Below are 21,187 nucleotides of genomic sequence, written 5' to 3' on the forward strand. Positions count from 1 at the left end.
TGTTGACTCTTAATGCCGCTAATGATTTCCCTGGAAGACTTCGCTTTCCGCGGGTAGCTCGTGAGCCTCCTCGTCGCGATCGCTCCTGCGGGGTCTCACATAAGCTACTTTTCCCGCAGGAGTCTGCGTCTTCCACTCCAATCAACCGCTGGAACGGTTAATAAAACAAACAATTTTAAAAATAGTCGTTATTAAGATCCTCCGATGAAAAAGACTGACGCATTCTTATACGCCAGCCTTCATATTTTTTATTCTTTACCCGAGTATCCAGGAAGCACCACGTCTACTTTTGTACCTCTATTGACTTCTGATTCGATATGCAGGCTGCCTTTGTGGTCCTGGAGGATTTTTTGGCTGATTGTGAGGCCGAGGCCCATTCCTTTTTCTTTCAGGGTGAAGAAGGGTTCGCCGAGGCGTTTCAGGCGTTCAGGAGGAATCCCCGCCCCCTGGTCCACGACGGATATTTTCATGTGATCACCGTCTGTTGTGCAGTCTATCGTGATGTCTCCTTCCATCATGGCATCAATGGCGTTTTTGACGATATTGATCAGAACTTGAATGATCTGGTTTTTGTCCCCGCACACCATTATTGGGAAGTCCGGGTGATGTTCGTGAATGGTGATTCCTTTCAGGAGGGATTCGTGCCCCATCACTTTTGTGGTGTAATCAAGGACATCCCTCATATCAAACGGTTTGAATTCCCGCATTTGCGGCTTGGACAGGATGAGCAGTTCCCCGACAATCTGATTGATGCGGTCCATTTCGGAGGACATAACCGACAGATAGCTTTCAGATACATGTTCGTTTTCTTCGAGCAGTTGAATAAATCCTTTGATACTGGTGAGCGGATTCCTTATTTCATGGGCAATCCCGGCTGCCAGTTCTCCTACAACGGAAAGTTTTTCTTTTCTTAAGAGCATCTCCTCAGCCATTTTCTGCTGCGAAATATCCCTTCCGATGATGACGAGTCCTTTTCGGCTTCTGTCACCGTGATATAACGGCACTTTTATCACATCAAAGGTTTTAAACTCGCCGCTCGGAAGGGAGAAGCTCTCTTCGCATCTCGTCACATTTTCCGATTGCCACGACTGTTCATCGGAATCGATGCAATAGTCAAACGCCTCCTTGAAAAACGGGACCAATTCTCCCAAGTCACGATCGGTTTTTCCAATATAGTCGATGTCCTCAAGGTTATACAGCTGCCTTCCGAATTGATTGACCTTCAGCCACCGTCCCTCCCCGTCTTTAAAGCAGACGAAGTCAGGCAGTGCGTGAAGGAGTGTCGATAATTGGTTCTCTTCTTCTATTAGATGTTGATAATCACCAAAGAATGTCTTTGATCTATTCCTCATTATTAACAGGATGGAGATACCGGCAGTCAATATGATGATGGAAGCGGCGATACTCCATGGTTTCTCCAAAAACAGCACAGCCAGAAGCTGAAGGATGAATAGCAGGCTGATGAGGGCCGCCAGATGATTGAATTGTTCTCGTTTAAAATGCAGCTTGTTCTCTTTCATGACGCCACCTGCGCGATCTTTTTTCTTTTATCGTACCATACGGCCTAATTTTCTGTTAATCCTAATTGTCCGATTCTCTGGTTCTTTACCATTGGAGTGAAAAACCACTAGGCAGTCCTGCGTTCATCAGTACTAAACCGTGTGCCGCTGCTTTTCGTCACATTCCACTTTGCAGCCTAAAAAAAATCGATCCTCTCAGCGATTCAGCTGATGAAGATCGATCTTTGAATGATTAGTTCTTTTTTAGTTTATCGAGCATGTCGGCTGTCATTTTGGCGAGATCGAAGTTTGTTTTGAAGCCCCACTCGGCTTTGGCAGCGCTTGAGTCAATCGCATCCGGCCAGCTTTCGGCTATGGCCTGGCGGACAGGGTCAACATCATAGTCGAGCTTGAAGTCAGGCTGGTGGACGCGAATGGCTGCTGCGACCTCTTCAGGTGCGATGCTCATGGCAGAGACGTTGAATGAGTTGCGGTGCTGAAGCTTTGAAGGATCAGCTTCCATCAGGTCGATGATCGCCTGAAGTGCATCCGGCATATACATCATATCCATATGGGTACCCTCGCCGATGTAGGAAGTGTACGCATTGTTCTTAATAGCTTCGTAATAAATCTCAACCGCATAATCCGTCGTCCCTCCGCCCGGAAGCGTTTCATAGGAAATTAAGCCGGGGAAGCGCAGTCCTCTTGTATCTACGCCGAACTTGTGGAAGTAGTAATCGGATAATAATTCACCTGATACTTTATTGACGCCGTACATCGTGGTCGGACGCATGATCGTATCCTGCGGTGTTGAATCTTTCGGTGTACTTGGACCAAACGCTCCGATCGAGCTTGGTGTAAAGAACTGGCAGTCCAGTTCTCTCGCCGTTTCAAGAGCATTCACCAATCCGCCCATATTCAGGTTCCAGGCAAGCATCGGCTTCTTTTCTGCGGTTGCCGATAGTAGAGCGGCTAAGTGAATGATGGTATCGACATTATTACTTTTCGCAATATCAAACATTTTCTCTGCATCCGTTACATCCAGTTTCTCAAATGGGCCGTTGTGTACCACATGGCTGTCCGTTTCACGGATATCCGTTGCTATGACATTATCCGGGCCATATACACTTCTAAGCTTTGCCGTCAGTTCAGAACCGATTTGACCCAATGCTCCTGTTAGTAAAATCTTTTTCATTCCATTTCCTCCTGCTAAGAAAGCACACAGCCGGGTGATCGAAGGACCCGTTCATCCGGCATGGTACCGTATATTCCAATGTCTGGTTTAGATAATACCCATTTCTTTGCCGACTTTCTCATATGCGGCAACAGCCTGGTCAAGCATCTCTTTCGTATGAGCCGCAGATGGCATGTTTCTCACACGGCCCGTTCCCTTTGGTACAGTCGGGAAGACGATTGATTTTGCGTAGACACCCTCTTCATATAGGCGTTTACTGAAGTCCTGTGTCGCTTGCTCTTCCCCGATGATGACCGGTGTGATCGGAGTTTCGCTGTCCCCGATGTCGAAGCCCAGTTTCTTAAGCTCTTCTTTCAGATATGCGCTGTTTTCCCACATCTTATCCTGCAATTCCGTGCTGTTCATCAGAAGATCCAGCGCTTCTGTACATGCAGTCACATCCGCCGGAGTCAAAGAGGTTGAGAACAGGAATGGGCGGGAGCGCACTTTCAACCAGTCGATCAGGTTCTGTGTACCTGCCACATATCCGCCGACTACACCGATTGCTTTTGAGAGGGTACCCATTTGGAAATCGACTTTATCCTGCAATCCGAAGTGCTTCACGGTTCCTGCGCCTTTTCCAAGTACACCGGATCCATGGGCGTCATCTACGTAAGTCATGATATCGAATTCTTCCGCGATTTCCACGATTTCAGGGAGTTTACAAACATCTCCGTCCATGGAGAATACGCCGTCCGTGATGATCATGATTTTATTGTATTGACCGGATTTCTTCGCTTCTTCCGCCTTCGTGCGAAGATCCTCCATATCTGAATGGTTGAAACGGAGGATCTTGGCTTTTGAAAGACGGCAGCCGTCAATGATGGACGCGTGATTCAGTTCGTCTGAAAGAATCGCATCGTTCTTATCCATGACCGCTGAAATCGCCGCCATATTACAATTGAAGCCCGATTGATAAGCAATCGCTGCTTCCGTCCCCTTGAATTTGGCAAGCTTTTCTTCAAGTTTCACATGCAGATCGAGTGTCCCGTTGATCGTACGCACGGCGCCCGAGCCGACACCGTATTCTTTGATCGCTTCAATCGCCACTTTTTTCAGGCGCTCATCTGTCGCCAGCCCTAAATAGTTATTCGAAGAAAGGTTCACAAGCTTCTTTCCTCTAATTGTGATGACAGGTCCGTTCGCACTTTCCAACGGATCGATTTCATTGTACATTCCCCGTGATTTTAAATCTTCCAGGTTTTCTTGTAAAAAAGAATCGAGAGTTTTACTTGTCATAGGAAATTCCTCCTTATTTATGTAAGCGCTTTACACACAATTGTCCACTCCAAAAACACAGTTTATATCGACTTTTCCTAGATATTACCTTGTTTTCAATCTACATTATAGTTTAACATGTTTTTTCATGATGGACAAAAAAATTCACATATTCAATCTACCTTTTCTAGTGTTCCCGATAAATGAAAAAAACTGCAGTTTTTTGGTGAACTGCAGTCTTTTTCATGGTTAAAGTATGGCTGTTGAATGCCGCGATTGATTTCCGTGGAAGAATCCTCTTTTCACGGGCAGACTGCAACTTCAATTGCAAATGAATGACAACACATCATTTCTCCCAAAGCTCGATCAATCGGCCTTCAGGATCTTCAATCCAAATAAACTTTCCAAATTCACCAGCCTCTTGTTTTTTTGCGAGAGGTACACCAATTTGTTCTAGATGCTTAATAGTCTCGTTTAAATTATGCACCTGGAAATTCAGCATCACTTGTTGTTCTGTTGGAAAATACTCATCATTCTCGGTAAAGAAAGAAAAGATAGTCTCATTACCGGATTGGGGTTTTATCACAGTCCCATTCCAATTTTCTATATTAAGCATCAACACTTCACTGTACCATTTTTTTATACTTTCAATATCCTTCGTTCTCCAAAATATCCCTCCGAAACCTTTTATCATCGTATCCAACTCCTGTCTGTTATTAATTTTTCAGCTATTCGGTTACATTAGATATTCGAGATGTATTGTTAAGTTCCTGTTTCTCATCTCTTTAGAACAAAAAATGCAGTTCAATTAAGGGTACACGATGACTTTTGTACTCCAAAATGGAACTGCTTTTATTCATGAAAGCCTTCATCTTTTTCTGATTGTTTCGGTTTACCTTCAAAAGCTATTTTTTATAAATTCAAATCAATTTTATTCAACAAATCATCAATGCTTGCATGATCTTCTGGCAACTGATCCACATGCTTCCAGACGACTTTCCCTTTTTCATTATAGAGAAGTGTGGCCCCCTGGATAAAGACATCCTGGGTTTTCATCGATTTCTGGACAAATTTCTTCTGCCCCTGTTCATCAGGAAAGATGTTTCTCACTTTGCGGGTAATAACCCCGAAGAGTACTTTGCTGAGAAGTTTCAATTTGGGCACTGTGATCGTGCCGGCCTGTTTGTAGCCTTCACGCGACGGGTCGCCGTAAATCGTAAATGGAAACGGACCGAAGGCTTCAAGGAATTGAGAAACAAAGCTTCCTTTAGACGGTGCAATCACAACCAGTTGAATATCTCGTCTATCAAATTCTTCAACGCGCTCACGCAACTGCATGAGGTAATTCCGGCAGATCGGTCAGCCAAGGTGGCGGACGAAAATGACGGCGGATTTCTTATCCTCAAGAAGACTTTGAATGTTCACTTCTTCCTGTGCGTCGGGACGCTGCAGCATAAAATCCATAGAATGACCTCCTCTTTCTTCTTTCTATCATACATAATGAGGGTTGATTCATTCAAAACATAGGGCTTTCGAAACTCTCTTCATTTCACATTTTCCAACCTGTTGATGTGTTTCAAGCCTTCACGCTTGCTTAATGTAGAAAGATCTTCACGTTCGATGAACTCTTTTACAGCTTCTGGATTGGTTTTCGAATATTCCCTGAGCGCCCAGCCGATCGCTTTCCGGATGAAAAATTCTTTGGATTCATTGTGCATGAGGATGTAGAGGAATAACCGGTTTTCATCTGTCTTCTCCTTGTATCTCAGTTGATGAAGGATGGCAGTCCGGTTCAACCAGAAGTTCTCTGCTCTGATCCATTTCTCAAGATAGTCATCCGCACCCTCTTTGTCATGGATCCTGCCTGCGAGATGCGGGGCGATATGATCGATCGTATCCCACCATGATTCAGACAGAATCATCTCTTCCAAAAGCGGCAGATGTTCCCTTGAAAGATACTTTGCCTGCTTATCCAGAAGGCTCAGTGCAGCATATCGGCACTCACGCTGAGGCTCACTCCAGAGCGATCGGACAATGGCTGGCATGTCTTCCACCGGCGGGTTGCCGTTTTTCTTCAGAAAATCCCTCAGCAGCGCCGTTCTTTCCGGTGTCTTGATGCCAAAGAACGCAAATTGATTGCGCATATAGTTCTCCATCGCTTCCCGGTTTTCCTCATTCCGATTCTCTCTCAATACCGAAACCAATCGATCCGCATACTCATGACTCATGCTTCCTTCTCCTCCTCTTCATTGCAGTCGAAACACAGACTCTTTCCGCTGTGCGTTTTTACCCCATTGAAGAAACCATCCAGGCAGTAAAGCGGCTTCTCGCAACGATCGCAATTTCCTACAAGCTCTTTCATGAAAGCCTCTCCCAACTAAAATAAGTGATTTCTATCTTCATCCGCTCCTGTCATACATTCTCTCTATCTATTTCTCGCTGCGTTGCTGAAATCCCTTGTTACGCGGGGGAATTTATGTTGTTCGTTCATCATACAAAAAACAACCCCCTCAACTGGCCAGGGGATTGTCTCGTTTTGTCCATTGTTTTGCAATGACGTGGTCGAGCAGTTTTCTGCTTTGCGGCAGGGAGATACCGACGATTGAACCCAGTCCGAGGGCGATGATGACCGTCCCGATGCCGACCGGGCCGCCGAGCAGCCATCCGAAGAAGAAAACAACCATTTCCATACCATTCCTGACCCACTGCACTTTCCAGCCTGTTTTTTCAACGACCAGCAGCATGAGGCTGTCCCGGGGACCCGCTCCTAAATCAGCGGAAACATACAGCCCGATCCCGTAGCCAAGTACAATAATTCCGACCGCAAACACAATCGACTGTGCCGCAAGCGACTCCGGATCCGGAATCAGGAAATTAAATAAATCTATGAAAATACCAATTAAAATCATATTTAAAAACGCACCGATTTTCGGAAATGATTTTGTACCGATGCCTGTAATCAACAGGATTAAGAATCCGGCGACGATCGACCATGTCCCGATCGTGAGGCCGAGCTGTTTAAACAACCCGTAATGAAACACGTCCCATGGACCGATTCCAAGATCTTTTCCTTTAATCGTCAGCGTAATCCCCAAGGCCAGGACAAGCAGGCCAATGAAGAAAAAAGCCCAGCGAATGATGAATTCCCTTTTCATGAAAATCCCTTCCCAATCTGTATAAATTCCTTAATGCCCGGATAACTGTAACACAGATGGGAAAACAAAAAAATTTCATAAAACCTATCGGGTTGGTGAGGTATGTACCATTAAGGGAGAAGCACTATTGAAAGCCGCTTTTAATTTCCGTGCAAGACTTCGCTTTCCACGGGTGACCCGTGAGCCTCCTCGGTCGTACCTCCCTGTGGGCAGAATAGCGGAGGGGCTTTGCTCAGAGGCGGGTGGCATAAGGCGAATTGGTCACGGAGGCGTCCTTTGCCTTCTTGGTCGATTTGCCTTATGACATGTGCCTCTAAGCCCCGGAGCTGGACAAGTCTAACTTTAGTCACTTTCTCCCGCAGGAGTATTTGTCTTGCACTCCAATCAACCGCTGGAACCGATTATTAACCCACTCTCTCAGTTTTGAAAAAAGGAAGATTCTCAGACTCTTCAAAATCCTTATTTAATTGCGATCAACTCGATCAACTCACCATCGGGCCCTCTGTAAAAAACAGCTTTCCAACCGTTGGGAAGCTGGATCGGCCCTTCTGTGGGTTTCAATCCTTGATGGGAGAGGCGCTTTATTTCTGCTTCTATGTCCCTCACTTCCCATGCAAAGTGGACATGCGGGGAAGGGGAAGGCTCTGTGCCGGTTTCATGAATCAATTCCAGCCGGTTTTCCCCCTGTGTCAAAAAGAGAATATGCTCACTTCCCATGGCAGTCGAGAACTCTTCCTCAAATCCAAAATGATTATGGTAAAACTCCTTTGAGTCTTCCAGGCTGCTGACGTTGATTCCGATGTGATGCATCCCCATGATTTCACCCCATTTCCTCACTCACAAAATCAAATTCATATCCCCGAACTCATGCCACATATATCCTTTTGCCAAAGCGTTTTGGTATGCCCCGAATAAATGCTCATCCGAAACGAACGCCTTTAACAGGTCGAGGTGGCTTGCCTGCGGTTCATGCAGCCCGGTGAGCAGACCATCGGCGACGCGAAGGCAGCTTTCTTTTGTGATGTACAAATCTGTCACACCTTTCGCTGCCACCAGGTTCCCGGCATGTTCAGCAGCTACGGTTTCAAGGGCACGGACAACGGTCGTCCCTACTGCGATCACCCGGTTTCCTTCCGTTTTCGCCTTCCTGATGGCTTCAGCCGTCCCGTGGGGAAGGTGGTATTCTTCCGGGTGGTGTTTCGGAGACGGCCAGCGGTCATCCCCGTAATAGCTGAGTCCGGCATGTAGTTGAAGAGGAACGACCTCTATGCCGGCGCCGCGGAGCTGTGAGATCAGTTTCCACGTGAAAGCCCTGCCGGCAGACGCCATTTCCACCGATCCCGGGACGGATCCGTATACAGTCTGGTATTGATCGAGCGGCCACGGTACATCGATGTATTCATAGCGGATCGGCTGCCCTTTCCGGTATAAGAAATCGTAAAATGCCGCACTTTCAATAGTGAACGCCAAGCGGACCAGGGGCTGTTCGCTCCCTTTGCCCACCATGGCGGCGCTCACCCCGTCACCAAAGGAAATCGGCAGTGCAGTGTCGTAGATGGAGCCTGGTATCAACGCATCCCACTCATTACTGCTCACTTTCCGGGAGAGCCTCACTTCAAACACCCGGTCTCCCTGTTTCCCTTGAAGAGATGCAGGGATCGTCCTGCTGTTGTTGACTACCAGGAGGTCCCCTTTCGACAAATGGTCCGGCAGTTGTTGAAAGCGGGTGTGGAGGCATCCACCCGTTCTCCTGTTCAGCACCATCATTTTTACTTCATCCCTGCTTTTCCCGGTGAATTCGACCGGCGCCGCGGCGTTCAAGTGTGGCGGGATGTCAAAGGCCGTATCATTCATTTTCTTCACCCTGTTTCCAATTGAATTCCTGCGCTTCGAATCGTTTTCCTGATACATTTTGCGCAGCATCCGAAGCAAGATACAGGAATACATCCATATGTTCATGCGGCTTGGCTAAAGGGTAATCACAGTCAGGGACCGCCTTGTCATGCATGCCGGTGTCCATTTCACCCGGATCGACCATATTTATACGAACCCCGCAGCCATCGAGTTCATCTGACCACGTCCCGGTCAAACCTTCGACTGCGAATTTCGAAATGCCGTAGGCTCCCCATTCGGCAAATCCGGTTTTTCCCGCTTCGGAAGTTAGGTTGATGATGGACCCTGCGTTTTTCATCATCATTCCCGGGAGAACCCGTTTCGTGACGATGAATGGGTTGAATGCATTCACTCTCAATACCTCAAGAAAATCATCTTCCGGGTAATCTGACAAAAGCCTTGGACCCGGTCCGAAGATGGACGCATTGTTGATCAGCACATCTATTCTGCCGAACGCCTCCTCCGACACTGAAACGAAACGGTCCACATCACCCGGTACCGACATATCGCCCGCTGTCGCCACAACCTCGGCACCAAGAGCGCGAATCTCTTTTTCAACTATGCTTAGTGGACCTGGGTTTCTTGCCGTAATCGCAAGCTTCGCGCCTTCCCTCGCAAATTGTAATGCCAGTTCCTTTCCCAGCCCCTTCGATGCACCTGTAATCATGATCACTTTATTGTTTAACATATTAATTCCTCCTCAAAATGTTTTACTGCTTCTAGTTTATGAAAACGGTTAACGCTGCAAATCGGCTGTTAGGGAAGCTTCTCTGTAGAAAATTGGGCCGGTATTCTTTTCAGACCTTTGATGGAGATTCTTTATAAACACGAACATTTTGTCTGGTAATTTTATTTATATTCGTGTTATAATGAATATGAATTTATATATGAGCAGTGACTGGCGAAAATGTGGAAATAACCACAGGGGAGCTGCGACTTTATTTTGAACATAAGCCATTTAGCCGATCGCCTGGGCAAAAGGCAAGGGCATGCCCTTGTCTTTTTTTACTATTCACAGGAGGGATTGCAGTGGAACCATTGATTTTAGACGGAAAACGAGTTGCAGCAGAAGTGAAGGAAAGCCTGCGGTTAAGAGTGTCAGCCTTGAAGGAAAGCGGCATAACACCATGTCTTGCCACCGTCCTTGTCGGAGATGATTCTTCTTCGGAAACGTACGTGAAGATGAAAGGCAATGCATGCAAAAAAATCGGCATGGAATCCCGCCGTATCCATCTTCCGAAAGAAACGACGACCAGTGAATTGCTTAGTGTCCTGAACGAACTGAACGAGGATGAGGATGTACACGGCATCCTGCTTCAGCACCCTGTTCCGAAGCACATCGATGAACGTGCCGCGTTTGAAGCCATTAGCATCGATAAGGACGTCGATGGTGTAACGAGTCTCGGCTTCGGTCAAACATCCTTTGGTTTCGGCGACTATCCATCGTGTACACCTGCTGCGATCATGAATATCATTGATTTCTACGATGTACCGATTGAAGGAAAGCATGCCGTCGTTATCGGCAGAAGTCCGATCCTCGGCAAACCGGTTTCGATGATGCTGTTGAACCGCAACGCAACCGTCACGACTTGTCATTCCTATACAGAGAATCTGCCGGAAATCATTTCACAGGCTGATATTGTCGTAGCTGCAGTAGGAAAGCCTCGCTTCATTCAGGGAGACTGGGTGAAGGAAGGCGCCATCATACTTGATGCCGGGTACAACAAAGGAAACGTGGGAGACATCGATTATGAATCCTGTTATGAAAAAGCCGGCGCAATCACCCCGGTCCCTGGCGGAGTCGGTCCAGTAACCATCTCGATGCTGCTGAAACAAACTGTGGACTCAGCTGAAAAATCAGCAGATCATCTTAAAAAATCTTCATAATCAATTTGGATAAGAGATTGACTCTCTGGAGTTGATCTCTTTTTTTTTTGGCTGTTTTTCCTTATCCAATACTATCCATCATTCAAACAGAAAGAGCCTTTTTGTTTTTCTTTTTCCAAATCCCTGCTTATTCTTCTGACAATGGGGAAAAATTGTAGAGACGTAAAAGAAAGGAGCAGATCCATATGGATACTCTTAACAACAATTCGTTCAACCGGGAGCCGGAACCATTCTGGCGTGAATCCGTTCAACTGCCTGAATTTCCTAAGCTCGCACAAAACATCAGCCCTGATGTAACCGTCGTTGGCGGAGGCATCGCCGGTCTCACCACCGCTTATTTGCTGGCCCAAGGAGGGAAAAAGGTCGCCTTGATCGATGCAGGACGCCTCGTCAACGGGACCACCGGGCATACCACAGCCAAAATCACCGCGCAGCACGGATTGATTTATGATGAGCTGATCAATCACTTCGGAGAAGAATTCACTCGGAAATACTATGAGGGGAATATGAAGGCACTGGCTTTCATGGAACAGACACTTCAGACGGAAAATGTCGAGTGCAACTACACAAAACAAGATGCGTATATTTATTCAACAACCGATCAGTACAAGAATCAGATCGAAAAAGAATACAACGCCTATCAGAAGCTCGGAATAAGCAGTGAGCTGGTTGAAAAGCTGCCGATCGATCTTCCTGTAAAAAATGCGGTCGTCATGAAAAATCAGGCACAGTTCCATCCGTTAAAGTATTTCAAAGCACTCATTGACAAGATTGTGGAAAATGGCGGACAAATTTACGAACAAACGATGGCCAAGACCATCAACGAAGGCGAAAGCACGCAGGTCGTAACTGAAGACGGCTATCACTTGGACAGTGAATATGTAGTGATTGCCACCCACTTCCCTTTCTATGACGGGATGGGCGGGTATTTCGCAAGGCTCAAGCCCGACCGCTCGTATGTGCTGGCAGTGAAAACGGATAAAAAGTACCCGGGAGGCATGTATCTCAGCGCAGAGGAACCGACCCGTTCTCTCCGCTATACCGAAGACACCGACGGGGAACAACTTGTGCTCATCGGCGGCGATAACCATAAGACAGGACAAGGGAAAGATACATTAGAGCATTACCAGGCGCTTGAGACATTCGGAAATGAGGTATTCGGCATCGGGGAAGTGAAATACCGATGGTCTGCACAAGACCTGATTACATTGGACAAGGTCCCCTATATCGGACCTATAACCAAGAAGCACCCGGCCATCCTCGTCGCAACCGGGTTCCGCAAATGGGGGATGACGCTCGGGACACTCGCTGGACAGATCCTTTCCGACCATGTCATGGGGAACCATAATCTCTACAGCGACCTCTTTACTCCGTCCCGTTTCAAGGCCGATCCGAGCATCAGGAAATTTGCCAAAGAAAATGCCAATGTTGCTGCACAACTGGTAAAAGGAAAGCTCGATATCCCGACCAAGAAGGCAGATGATATCCAGAATGGCGAAGGAGCCATTGTATTGGTGAACGGCAGACGCTGCGGCGGATACAGAAACGATGAAGGTGAGCTTTACGTGGTGGACACCACCTGTACGCATATGGGCTGTGAATGTTCGTGGAACCACGGCGACCACACCTGGGATTGCCCTTGTCACGGATCAAGGTTCGCTGTGGATGGAACCGTTGTGGAAGGACCGGCTAAAAAACCCCTTAGCAGAATGGAAGATCAACTCAAATAACGTCGAATATAGCCCGGGAAATATACTGGATCAAAACGAAATATGTCAATTTTTGACGATGGCTGACGATGTAATGAAAGTATATTTTCTTGAGAAATTCCCCACACTAAAAAGGCAAGAGTACTTTTTAGGAGGGAACCGTATGGGCCGCACAAAGCAGGGAAACCGCAATGCACAGGCAAATACCAATGCTAAAAGAGGAAATCGCACAAGCTCTGAAATGGTGGAGTTCACAACAGGACGTGCCAAACCGCAGAAGAACCGTCCTCAAGACTGATAAAAACCATCGCAAGTGTCCTTGAATCTTATTCAGGGACACTTTTATTATTGTCGTTGAAAGGATTCTACATCCCTCATCCCGAATAGTAGACTGTGAACGAACTATGGGGAGGAAATGACGATGAACGAGAACGTATGGTTTCAACAATTGGACTTCATCCGCATGCGGACATTAGCTTTTTTGGATGCGACGACGGAGGAGCAGGCAGATGAGATGCCGGACGGTTTCCGGAACTCGATCCGCTGGAACCTCGGACATATCCTGTTATCACACGAAAATCTGCTTTACTCTTTTTTAGGGGAACAAGATAAGAAAGGGATCCCGAAAGAATTCGACACGCTATTCGGCTTCCATACGAGTCCGGATACATGGAAGGAAAGCAGCCTGACGCCTCCATCGCTGTCCGAACTCCGTCATCTTCTTAAAGACCAGCCGAAGCGATTGAAAGGGGTGTTCAGCGGCCGCCTCGACGAACAGGGGGAAAAGCCGTTCAATCTCGGGTCCGTGACCTTGACCACATTGGCGGATGTATTTGCCTTCGCGAACTGGCATGAAGGCTTGCACCAAGGGAACATCACGACCATTAAACGGGTGCAGGGAGTCGAAAATCTGTTTGAAAAAGCAGAGGCAAAAGTGAACTGAATGAAAAACGTGCCCGCAGCTTTCTTTCTGCGGACACGTTTATTTTTTACCTCTGAACAAGATCAAGAAGTCACCATACCCCTCCGCTTCCAGTCGTTCCTTCGGGATGAACCTGAGTGCCGCAGAGTTGATGCAGTAACGGAGGCCCTTGGGACCCGGTCCGTCAGGGAATACATGTCCAAGATGGGAATCGCCTTCCCTGCTTCTCACTTCCACCCTGGTCGATTTATGGGAGAGATCAAACTGCTCCTTCACACTCGCATCCATCACCGGTTTCGTAAAACTCGGCCATCCGCAGCCGCTGTCAAATTGATCTTTCGAAGTGAATAACGGCTCCCCGCTCACTACATCGACATATAATCCCTCTTCAGTATTATCCCAATACTCATTTTCAAATGGCGGCTCGGTCCCGTTTTCCTGAGTGACATAATATTGTAAACCGGTTAGTTTTTCTTTCAAATGCGTCCGGTCCTGCGGCCAGTGTTCCCGCTTGAATTCTTCCCTTCCCGAACCTCTTCTGTACAACGCATACCGGAAGGCATTCTTTTTATAAAAATCCTGATGATACTCTTCCGCATCAAAAAAGGCGCGGGCAGGAAGAATCTCCGTCGCAATCGGTTTTCTGAACTTGCCGCTCTCCGAAAGCTCCCTCTTCGACTTCAATGCCAGCTGCTTCTGTCTTTCATCATGATAAAAAATGGCGGTTCGATAAGATTGACCGCGGTCTTTGAACTGGCCGGATGCATCAGTAGGATCGATCTGCTGCCAAAACACATCCAGCAGATTTTCATACGGGAACACATCCGGATCGAATAGGATCTGAACTGCTTCCACATGTCCCGTGTCTCCCGAAATCACTTCCTTATAGGAAGGATGCTCCGTCACACCCCCGGTATAGCCGGACCGGATCTCGATGATGCCTTCCCGTTCGTCAAACGGCTCGACCATACACCAGAAACACCCGCCTGCAAACGTCGCTTTCTCCTGTGTCATGTCATCACTCCTTCGTTTCACGTGGAACATTCATCCCCTTCACCCTTCAAAATAAAGATGATAATGAGTCTGACAACCCGGGTTAAATGAGGATTTGCAAGACGGACATACTGATTGGCAATTCATGTACTGAATAATCGTCAGTTCATTCCTGCACTCCCCGCACAACACAGCCTTGGCGTTCCATTCATCTTTCGACCAGCGCAAGGGTTTGTGGCCGGCCGTTTCTTCATGGCATAGATGGCAAGGATAATAGGTATCGCAGCACTTGAACTTGATTGCGATGATATCCTTTTCACTATGATAATGGCGGCATCTCGTTTTTGAATCAACATCTACTCCCTTAACCAACAAATGTTCTGGCACCATTCCCCCACCTCCTTTTTTATAAGGTCTTTTCTACTTTTTCGCCACCAAAGTCGCATTTACCTGTCACGGGTAAAAAAAGTGGATACCAACCGGGACGGCTGATATCCATTTCCTTATTCCACGTGAGCCAGTATCCCCCGCAGATCCCCGTATTCATAGTGAGGTTTGACACCGAGTTCGTCCATTACTTTTCCCTGGCGGTTAATCCAGGCGGTGTAGAAGCCGAAGCTTGCTGCTCCTGCGATATCCCATGTATTCGAAGACATGAACAGGACTTCCTCTCTTCTGACACCAAGCTTATCAAGGACCAGCTGGTATGACATCGGCGTCGGTTTGAACTGCTTTACTTCATCCACAGAAAGAACCTCGTCCAGTAACGATGAAAACGGCGATTGATCGACTAGAGGATTCAACATATCGAACGAACCGTTGGAGAAAATCGCCGTTCGGTATGTCTGCAGTTTGTTCAATACTTCTTCTGTTTCTTCATAATGCTGAAGCTTCAGATACGAATCAATCAATTGTTTTTCCGTGTCTTCCGTAAGCTCGGCACCCGCCTCTTTACATGCATAATGAAGGGCATCCCTGGTGATTGCAAGGAAAGTCGCATATTTTCCCATCAACTGCCGCAAAAAACTGTACTCCAGCTGCTTCTGTCTCCATACCCTGCTGATTGCTTCCCCTTTGCCGGGATACAATTCATTGCATTTCTCAATCACAGAATGAACATCGAACAGCGTACCATAGGCATCGAATACAAATGCTTTGAAATTAGAATGGGACATAACCGCTTCCTCCTTAGAACATTTCTTATTCTTATGATAAAGGAGAAACCCGTTTTTACAAATCGATAGCCCTTGGCTCCCTCAATAAATACTTCAGTATCACGTTTCAAACAGGATTCTTTCTCCACCGTACAGGGTATAGTAACTAAAAATAGAGAAGAACAGGGGAATTCAATTGGAACAGAAGCAAAAGTGGTATAAGAAGAAACGCTGGTGGATCGGAGGGGCAGTCATCCTGATCCTGTCCGCCATCATGCTCTACCATCGGGTAAAACCCCTTCCGCCGGGGATATCGTACGAAGGAGGAGTATACACCCTTCCTCAAAAAGATGTGGAATTTTTATACGATCTTACCTATGACATAAACGGCAAGGAAGTGTATGATCACTCCATCTTTGATGAAGTCTACAAAACGATCGGAGAAGCAGACGATTTTCTCGTACTGGACCTGTTTCTCGTCAATGGATACACGGACGGCTCCCGTCCCTTCCCGAAACTTAGTGAGAAACTGAAACAGGCCATCCAAGATCAAATGATAGAAAAACCCGGCCTAAAGGTTGTCTTCATCACCGATCACATCAATACAACCTACCGTTCCCATACTGCCGATCAGATTGATCCGCTGAAGGAACTGGGGGCGGAAGTCATTTATTCCAACCTGAATAAGCTGCGCGATCCGAACATCATTTATTCAGGAATCTGGAGATCAGCCCTCGGCTGGTTCGGACAGGAAGGAATTGGCTGGCTGCCGAACCCGATGGCCGCTTCTGCCCCAAAGGTGACGGCACGGTCTTATTTGAAATTACTGAATGTGAAAGCGAATCATAGAAAAGTCGTCATCACAGAGGATGCCGGCCTTATTCTGTCAGCCAACCCCCACGACGCGAGCGGATTCCACTCCAATATCGCTTTTAAAGTAAAGGGGGATATCCTCAAGGATATGGTAAAAGCAGAAAGAGCGGTGGCTGCATATTCCGACGGGGATGAAAAAGCTTTTCCGACAAACGAAGAGCTTGAACAATCGATCAAGCCTTCCGGTTCCGGAGAAGGCACTGATGTGAAGGCGCAGATTCTCACCGAGAGCAAAGTGCAGGATCACGTGGTCAAGGCTATGGACGAGGCTGAAAGCGGAGACGAAATCTGGATCGGGATGTTTTACTTAGCCGACAGGGATATCATCGACGCCATAGAAGATGCAGCGGAACGGAAAGTGGAGGTCAGACTCATATTAGACCCGAACCAGAACGCATTCGGTCAGGAGAAGATCGGGCTTCCCAACCTGCCGATCGCTTCCGAACTTCACAATCTGAACAAGAAATACATCAAGATTCGCTGGTATGACACGAACAAAGAACAATACCATTCGAAATTCATCTATGTCAAAGGGGAGAAAAAGTCCACCGTCATCGGGGGATCCACCAACTACACATCTCGGAATCTCGATGACTACAATCTTGAAGAGAATATCAAGCTCGTCTCAACAAATGAGAGTGAATTCATCCAATCGGTGGACGACTATTTCAAACGGGTCTGGAATAACGAAGACGGCATCTATACAGTGGAGTATAAAAAGTATCAGGACAAACTTCCTGCGTTTAAATACATCATGTATTTTCTTCAAAAAATATTCCAAGTGACCACTTATTGAGGTTTCACATCCCGTTAAAACGGGAAATAGTAACCTAACAGCATTTCATACAATACAAACAAATGGAGGGTATAATTATGGGTTTTATTTTATATTTAATCGTTGGAGGAATCATTGGCTGGTTAGCAGGTTTGATTCTCGGTAAAAACGTTCCCGGCGGAGTCATCGGAAATATCATCGCAGGTATCATCGGAGCATGGATCGGCGGAGAACTGCTTGGGAGCTTCGGACCAACACTCGCAGGAATCGCCATCATCCCGGCACTGATCGGGGCAATCATCTTCGTATTCCTGTTAAGCTTACTGCTGAGAGGAATGAGAAAAACGTCTCATTAATAACGATTTGAAAACTCCTTGAGAGGAAGAAGGATTTCTCAAGGGGTTTTTTTGTTTGCACTTTCTTACATTAGAATCATTCTCAAAGGATCATGAATTTGAAAAATGGATCGTATTTTTACAGAATGGCTCATAAAAGGTTCAGAATGGACCACATATCCCGGAAGTGGTTCATATTTCTAATAAATGAATCATACCCTTCGACGCCATTAAAAATATAACCTGCCAATCACAACCCCACTGCCATCCTGCCATTCCGAAATACCTTAATCCCGTCCAAAACCAAACAAAAAAACAGCCCTCAGGCTGCTTTTCTTAATTAATACGTCATCGATTTACGGGATTTTCTCTTATTGCGGTACTTTTTATAGATTGGGTAGACAATAGGTCCCCATTTGATCAGTCTGCTAATTAAACGTTTCATAAAAAGGTAACCTCCTTTGATACTTACTGTTTACCCGCTGGACACACCAAGAAAACATGAACCAAATTTTACTATATCTCCGTCAATCAATACCTTTCATGCTCGGCCGCGCTGCACAAGGGAAAAAATTCTAAACCGGCACCCGGGAAATAATCCCCTTGATTCTATTCCTTTTAAAAATTCAAACAAAACGAAACAAATTCCACTTTCCCTCCGTTCCATTACTAAAAGAACGAAACAGGAGGACACACATGAAAAAAACATTCCTAAAGGCCTTCATCGGTGGGAGCCTGATTTTGGCTGTATCGGCTTGTTCCAGTTCCGGGGCTAATGAAGAAGTGAACACCCCTGAGATCACCCTGCAGGAATTACAGCAAATTAATAAGGGGATGGAGCTCGACGAAGTGGTCGGCATCATCGGGGGCGAAGGCAAGCAGCAGGGGGATAACGGCAAATCCGGGACGAAAGCCCATCAAGTAAGTTATATATGGAATGGCGATACGGAGAATTCATTCGTGCACATCAATTTTCTCAATAATAAAGTCAGTACAATCAAGGACGTGAATATGCGGTGATCCGCAAGCCGGGTGACACACTATATCATGATCTTCAACTGGCGGGGCGCGAATTGACCCGACTGCCACTCCATGGATCGAAATGAGAGCTCCATGATCAGCTTCCTAACGTACAAATGCCCGGAGACAGATCTCCGGGCATTCCTTATTTACTGCTCTTCGATTCAGATATCTTCCCCAGGAAGAATCCGTCAACTTCACTCAGTTTGCCTCTCCACAGGATTTTTCCTTTGGATGGAGTGGCTTTACTGTCTCCGCAGTATACTTTCGTATTTTTCATGTGAATGAAATTGGCTTCAGTACTGTTGTTTTCTTCGACTGTTTCCCCTGCTTTGACCAGTTCGTCGCTCAGTTTCTGGGCAACATCACTGCCGTCTTCAAAGTTTTCACTGAGAGCGTCGAAGTAGTCTTTTGCGGAGACGAGGGTGCCTGAAATGACCGATCCATTCACATTGAGTGTTATATCCAACGTAAAGTCATGCCTATTGGCTGCTTGTACAAAGAATTCCAGAATACTATCTTTAGATTCTGAGCTCATATTCACTTCTCCCTTCCGGCTGTCTGGTAAAAGGCCGTTTTCCAGCTTTTCGTACGTTATGAAGTATACAGAATGCAGGGCGTACACGCGCTCTTTTCAAACAGCATGTATCTGCGTTCCGCTAGTATGATACGCACCATTTTTTTGCGGATACAGCCTATTATGAAGATGTGTCGTCATCACTGGAAAGCGTTGTTCCCTCTTCGTCTTCATTTTCTTTGTTTGCTGATTTTTTTGATTTTGATGACTTGCGTGTTGAACGCTTTTTGTTCTTGGATGAACTTGATTTGCTCTGTTTTTTATCTTCTTTAGATTCATCGTAATCTTCTTCTTCAGACTCGTCTCCATCGTCGTCTTCGTTCTTTTTCGAAGATTTTTTCTCACTCTTTGACTCTTCTTCGTCTTCCTCTTCTTCATCGTCATCGTCAGAATCATCTTCCGTTTCCTCTTCTGCCTTCTTGGAAGATTTAGCTGAACCCTTTTTTCCTTTTGCCTTCACTTCTTCGTCTTCATCTTCATCTTCTTCCTCGTCATCACCGTCATCTTCAGTCAGCTTTGTCAGCATATCCTCTAATTTTTGGAGACGGTTCTGAAGCTCTTCGTTTTCTTGTTTAAGAGATTCATAGTCGTTGTCCTTATCGTTGTCCCCGTTTGATTCTTCAGATTGACTTGAGCTTAATGTTGTTTCGTTTTCTTCTTCTGAGTCATCCGATTCTTTCTTATCACGCTTAAATAAGTTTGTTGTTGAAGATTTCAATGAGGTAACGGCACTTCTTGATTTTTCCTTGGCTGCTTTTCCGAAATCGAGCCCTTTGCTTTTCAGTTTTTCCTGATCGATTGAATCAAGCAGCCTTTTCCCATTTTCCGGAGTTGCCAGATATCCGACGGTGGCACCGAGCACACTTCCTGCGACTGTGCGTCTGATCGGGCCGCTCATTCTCTTTTTCTTATCGTTCTTTGCGTTTTTATCCTGTGTATCATTCTCTACTGTTGTGTTTTCAACCTTTGAATTTTTCTCTGCCATTGTTAAGACCTCCGATTAGTTTGATTGATTACTAGTTTTCAACCGATTTGAGTCCATCTTTTTCTCGAGTGATTCCAGGCGTTCCTGCAGCTTTTTATTTTCAGCTTCAAGGGCCCGTGTATTGTTGTCAGCCGCTTTGGAACTTAGGTAAGGATCATTTTCCCACCAGTCCATGCCGATTTCCTTTGCCTTATCGACTGAAGCGACGATTAAACGGATTTTGATGGTCAACAGCTCGACATCTGCTATCCCGACCGTGATATCTCCTGCGATGACAACTCCTTTATCTAAGACTTTCTCTAAAACATCCACTAGCGTATTTGACTGCATGGAATGTTCCATAGCCATATCGTTGTCCTCCTTTGGCTCAAGTCAGGAAGTGATTACATCAGACTTCCCAGCGGCCCGAGATCTATATTAAGGTCCTCAGCATCAAGACCGAAGATTTCTTTTAATTCTTCCATTTTCTCTTCAAGGTTCATCAAGGCAACCCCTAGATCTTCCACCTGCTGATCTGTAAGGGTACCGCCTTCCACACGCCTCATGGCATGTCTTTCAACGATCTGTCTGATTAACTCAATGACGGTGAGGACAAGCTGTGCTAATCCATCCTCAGGATTATCTGAATCGAAATTAATCCTGCTGCGCCCATTTGTCTGGCTGGCCTGTTGCATGGATGAGTTCCTCCCTTTCTTTATCAAGCTTTTCGGAATTGATTTCCTTCCGGGTGCCGTTCTTATGCTGTACCAGCGTTTCCACCGAGGAAATTAATACCCTGAGGTCTAAATAGACGAGATCGACACCTGCGATCGAAATTATCAGGTCTCCTTTGATGGCTACACCTTTATCGAGAATCACGTCTAATATATCTATGAGTGCAATATCCTTGTTTTCAATCGATTCTCTTACTGTCATAGCTCACAATCCCTTTCTATTTGCTACCATATTGACTAATTTC

General features: G+C 46.2%; 26 protein-coding genes and 1 riboswitch. Of the genes, 7 read left to right on the forward strand and 19 right to left on the reverse strand.

The genetic code is table 11. The annotated features are described in order from the left end of the window. Nucleotides 1-248: 248 nt before the first annotated feature. From V6B33_RS06950 to V6B33_RS07000, 11 genes are all read right to left on the reverse strand, one after another. Complete coding sequence (locus V6B33_RS06950) at nucleotides 249-1,520, reverse strand: ATP-binding protein (protein WP_334217008.1); 1,272 nt, start codon at nucleotides 1,518-1,520, stop codon at nucleotides 249-251. Nucleotides 1,521-1,752: 232 nt separating this feature from the next. Continuing rightward, nucleotides 1,753-2,694 (reverse strand): L-threonine 3-dehydrogenase, encoded by a 942-nt coding sequence (locus V6B33_RS06955; protein ID WP_334217009.1) that lies wholly within the window; start codon nucleotides 2,692-2,694, stop codon nucleotides 1,753-1,755. Nucleotides 2,695-2,781: 87 nt separating this feature from the next. Next, nucleotides 2,782-3,972, reverse strand: coding sequence for a glycine C-acetyltransferase (locus V6B33_RS06960; RefSeq protein WP_334217010.1), 1,191 nt, complete (start codon nucleotides 3,970-3,972; stop codon nucleotides 2,782-2,784). 325 nt (nucleotides 3,973-4,297) lie between these two features. Beyond that, nucleotides 4,298-4,645, reverse strand: coding sequence for a VOC family protein (locus tag V6B33_RS06965; protein WP_334217011.1), 348 nt, complete (start codon nucleotides 4,643-4,645; stop codon nucleotides 4,298-4,300). Between the two features lie 218 nt (nucleotides 4,646-4,863). Further along, nucleotides 4,864-5,289 (reverse strand): AhpC/TSA family protein, encoded by a 426-nt coding sequence (locus V6B33_RS06970; RefSeq protein ID WP_334217012.1) that lies wholly within the window; start codon nucleotides 5,287-5,289, stop codon nucleotides 4,864-4,866. A gap of 206 nt (nucleotides 5,290-5,495) precedes the next feature. Further along, nucleotides 5,496-6,179, reverse strand: a complete 684-nt coding sequence (locus tag V6B33_RS06975; protein WP_334217013.1) for a DNA alkylation repair protein — start codon at nucleotides 6,177-6,179, stop codon at nucleotides 5,496-5,498. After that, the gene (locus V6B33_RS06980) at nucleotides 6,176-6,313 is read right to left on the reverse strand and encodes a hypothetical protein (RefSeq protein ID WP_334217014.1); all 138 of its coding nucleotides are present in this window, start codon (nucleotides 6,311-6,313) and stop codon (nucleotides 6,176-6,178) included. The genes V6B33_RS06975 and V6B33_RS06980 overlap by 4 nt, the downstream gene beginning before the upstream one ends. A gap of 148 nt (nucleotides 6,314-6,461) precedes the next feature. Then, the gene (locus V6B33_RS06985; RefSeq protein ID WP_334217015.1) at nucleotides 6,462-7,106 is read right to left on the reverse strand and encodes a YczE/YyaS/YitT family protein; all 645 of its coding nucleotides are present in this window, start codon (nucleotides 7,104-7,106) and stop codon (nucleotides 6,462-6,464) included. A 459-nt stretch (nucleotides 7,107-7,565) separates the two neighbouring features. Further along, complete coding sequence (locus V6B33_RS06990; RefSeq protein ID WP_334217016.1) at nucleotides 7,566-7,922, reverse strand: VOC family protein; 357 nt, start codon at nucleotides 7,920-7,922, stop codon at nucleotides 7,566-7,568. 21 nt (nucleotides 7,923-7,943) lie between these two features. Then, the gene (locus V6B33_RS06995; protein ID WP_334217017.1) at nucleotides 7,944-8,960 is read right to left on the reverse strand and encodes an S-adenosylmethionine:tRNA ribosyltransferase-isomerase; all 1,017 of its coding nucleotides are present in this window, start codon (nucleotides 8,958-8,960) and stop codon (nucleotides 7,944-7,946) included. Continuing rightward, nucleotides 8,953-9,687 carry an SDR family NAD(P)-dependent oxidoreductase gene (locus V6B33_RS07000; protein WP_334217018.1) on the reverse strand — a complete coding sequence of 245 codons (735 nt, stop codon included), beginning with the start codon at nucleotides 9,685-9,687 and terminating at the stop codon, nucleotides 8,953-8,955. Before V6B33_RS07000 ends, V6B33_RS06995 begins: the two co-directional genes overlap by 8 nt. Nucleotides 9,688-9,883: 196 nt before the next feature. Further along, a riboswitch (ZMP/ZTP riboswitch) is annotated at nucleotides 9,884-9,982 on the forward strand. Nucleotides 9,983-10,022: 40 nt separating this feature from the next. Here V6B33_RS07000 and V6B33_RS07005 point away from each other — a divergent pair. From V6B33_RS07005 to V6B33_RS07020, 4 genes are all read left to right on the forward strand, one after another. Beyond that, a complete protein-coding gene (locus V6B33_RS07005) occupies nucleotides 10,023-10,886 on the forward strand; it encodes a bifunctional 5,10-methylenetetrahydrofolate dehydrogenase/5,10-methenyltetrahydrofolate cyclohydrolase (protein WP_334217079.1) in 864 nt (287 codons plus the stop codon). A gap of 185 nt (nucleotides 10,887-11,071) precedes the next feature. After that, nucleotides 11,072-12,616, forward strand: coding sequence for an FAD-dependent oxidoreductase (locus V6B33_RS07010; RefSeq protein WP_334217019.1), 1,545 nt, complete (start codon nucleotides 11,072-11,074; stop codon nucleotides 12,614-12,616). A gap of 142 nt (nucleotides 12,617-12,758) precedes the next feature. Then, nucleotides 12,759-12,893, forward strand: a complete 135-nt coding sequence (locus V6B33_RS07015; RefSeq protein WP_334217020.1) for a hypothetical protein — start codon at nucleotides 12,759-12,761, stop codon at nucleotides 12,891-12,893. A gap of 123 nt (nucleotides 12,894-13,016) precedes the next feature. After that, nucleotides 13,017-13,538, forward strand: a complete 522-nt coding sequence (locus V6B33_RS07020) for a DinB family protein (RefSeq protein ID WP_334217021.1) — start codon at nucleotides 13,017-13,019, stop codon at nucleotides 13,536-13,538. Between the two features lie 39 nt (nucleotides 13,539-13,577). Here V6B33_RS07020 and msrA read toward each other — a convergent pair whose 3' ends face one another. The 3 genes from msrA to V6B33_RS07035 form a co-directional block, all read right to left on the reverse strand. Continuing rightward, nucleotides 13,578-14,531, reverse strand: coding sequence for a peptide-methionine (S)-S-oxide reductase MsrA (gene msrA, locus V6B33_RS07025; protein ID WP_334217022.1), 954 nt, complete (start codon nucleotides 14,529-14,531; stop codon nucleotides 13,578-13,580). Nucleotides 14,532-14,570: 39 nt separating this feature from the next. Beyond that, complete coding sequence (locus V6B33_RS07030; RefSeq protein ID WP_334217023.1) at nucleotides 14,571-14,900, reverse strand: CHY zinc finger protein; 330 nt, start codon at nucleotides 14,898-14,900, stop codon at nucleotides 14,571-14,573. A 113-nt stretch (nucleotides 14,901-15,013) separates the two neighbouring features. Next, complete coding sequence (locus V6B33_RS07035) at nucleotides 15,014-15,685, reverse strand: haloacid dehalogenase type II (protein ID WP_334217024.1); 672 nt, start codon at nucleotides 15,683-15,685, stop codon at nucleotides 15,014-15,016. Between the two features lie 175 nt (nucleotides 15,686-15,860). Between V6B33_RS07035 and V6B33_RS07040 the strand changes: the two genes are divergently transcribed. From V6B33_RS07040 to V6B33_RS07050, 3 genes are all read left to right on the forward strand, one after another. Continuing rightward, the gene (locus V6B33_RS07040; RefSeq protein WP_334217025.1) at nucleotides 15,861-17,333 is read left to right on the forward strand and encodes a phospholipase D family protein; all 1,473 of its coding nucleotides are present in this window, start codon (nucleotides 15,861-15,863) and stop codon (nucleotides 17,331-17,333) included. A gap of 77 nt (nucleotides 17,334-17,410) precedes the next feature. Beyond that, complete coding sequence (locus V6B33_RS07045; protein WP_334217026.1) at nucleotides 17,411-17,668, forward strand: GlsB/YeaQ/YmgE family stress response membrane protein; 258 nt, start codon at nucleotides 17,411-17,413, stop codon at nucleotides 17,666-17,668. Nucleotides 17,669-18,343: 675 nt separating this feature from the next. Continuing rightward, nucleotides 18,344-18,667 carry a hypothetical protein gene (locus tag V6B33_RS07050; RefSeq protein WP_334217027.1) on the forward strand — a complete coding sequence of 108 codons (324 nt, stop codon included), beginning with the start codon at nucleotides 18,344-18,346 and terminating at the stop codon, nucleotides 18,665-18,667. A gap of 145 nt (nucleotides 18,668-18,812) precedes the next feature. Here V6B33_RS07050 and gvpU read toward each other — a convergent pair whose 3' ends face one another. The 5 genes from gvpU to V6B33_RS07075 form a co-directional block, all read right to left on the reverse strand. Then, entirely contained in the window at nucleotides 18,813-19,205 is a 393-nt protein-coding gene (gene gvpU, locus V6B33_RS07055; RefSeq protein ID WP_334217028.1) for a gas vesicle accessory protein GvpU, read from the reverse strand. Between the two features lie 160 nt (nucleotides 19,206-19,365). Further along, nucleotides 19,366-20,229: a YtxH domain-containing protein gene (locus V6B33_RS07060; protein WP_334217029.1), complete on the reverse strand. Its 864-nt coding sequence runs from the start codon at nucleotides 20,227-20,229 to the stop codon at nucleotides 19,366-19,368. Nucleotides 20,230-20,244: 15 nt separating this feature from the next. Beyond that, entirely contained in the window at nucleotides 20,245-20,577 is a 333-nt protein-coding gene (gvpJ, locus tag V6B33_RS07065) for a gas vesicle protein (RefSeq protein WP_334217030.1), read from the reverse strand. 35 nt (nucleotides 20,578-20,612) lie between these two features. Then, nucleotides 20,613-20,903, reverse strand: a complete 291-nt coding sequence (locus V6B33_RS07070) for a gas vesicle protein K (protein ID WP_334217031.1) — start codon at nucleotides 20,901-20,903, stop codon at nucleotides 20,613-20,615. Next, nucleotides 20,863-21,144, reverse strand: a complete 282-nt coding sequence (locus V6B33_RS07075) for a gas vesicle protein (protein WP_334217032.1) — start codon at nucleotides 21,142-21,144, stop codon at nucleotides 20,863-20,865. Before V6B33_RS07075 ends, V6B33_RS07070 begins: the two co-directional genes overlap by 41 nt. Nucleotides 21,145-21,187 lie beyond the last annotated feature (43 nt).

This window comes from Mangrovibacillus sp. Mu-81 (assembly GCF_036867415.1).
Classification (GTDB): Bacteria; Bacillota; Bacilli; order Bacillales; family Bacillaceae_B; genus Rossellomorea.